Below are 794 nucleotides of genomic sequence, written 5' to 3'. Positions count from 1 at the left end.
CACCGCCCGTCAAGCCATGGAAGCTGGGGGTACCTGAAGTCGGTGACCGCAAGGAGCTGCCTAGGGTAAAACTGGTAACTGGGGCTAAGTCGTAACAAGGTAGCCGTACCGGAAGGTGCGGCTGGAACACCTCCTTTCTAGAGATTACGGCCAAATAGGCAAAAACGATAGAATAAGAGACACTCTTACTCTCGCTGTTAGTTCAAAAATATTACACTTAAGAAAAAGAGAGCTGAAAAGCTATTTTGAATGATGAATTATAAATTCTGAATGGATCCCCTTTAAAGGAGAGCCCGATAATTTAAAATATAAAATTCAACATTTAAAATAGAAAACAAAATAGTCTCGTAGCTCAGCTGGTTAGAGTACTACACTGATAATGTAGGGGTCGGCAGTTCGAGTCTGCCCGGGACTACAAAAAGCCAAGAGGCAACAGCCGCAAGGCAAAAGCTTTAAAACTTAAGTGAAAAGAGGAAATTTTAGAAGTTGAGTTACACTGCATAGTGAACCGTTCCAAGGACTGTTAACTGTCAACTGTTAACTGTCAACTATTGAAATGGGGGATTAGCTCAGCTGGCTAGAGCGCCTGCCTTGCACGCAGGAGGTCATCGGTTCGACTCCGATATTCTCCACCAAAGAAGCTAAAAGCTGACAGCAGTCAGCCGTAAGCTGAAACGTTCATTGACATATTGCGATAAGAAACAAAGTAGAAAAGAATAGAAAGCACAGATTTTAGTGTTTAGCCAATAGCGAAGAGGCAATAGTTAATTCTGTTGGCTCATGCCTGATGGCTC

General features: G+C 43.1%; 2 tRNA genes and 1 rRNA gene. All 3 read left to right on the top strand.

The features are described from left to right. Positions 1-137 (top strand): 16S ribosomal RNA (locus KJK34_RS15025); the annotation flags it as partial. Positions 138-341: 204 nt separating this feature from the next. Beyond that, a tRNA-Ile gene (locus tag KJK34_RS15020) sits at positions 342-415 on the top strand. 143 nt (positions 416-558) lie between these two features. Next, positions 559-635, top strand: a tRNA-Ala gene (locus KJK34_RS15015). Positions 636-794: the final 159 nt, after the last annotated feature.

Source organism: Flavobacterium coralii (assembly GCF_019891545.1).
Lineage (GTDB): Bacteria > Bacteroidota > Bacteroidia > Flavobacteriales > Flavobacteriaceae > Flavobacterium > Flavobacterium coralii.
Note: the sequence above shows the minus strand (reverse complement) of the source record. Positions and strands in the feature narration are given on the sequence as shown.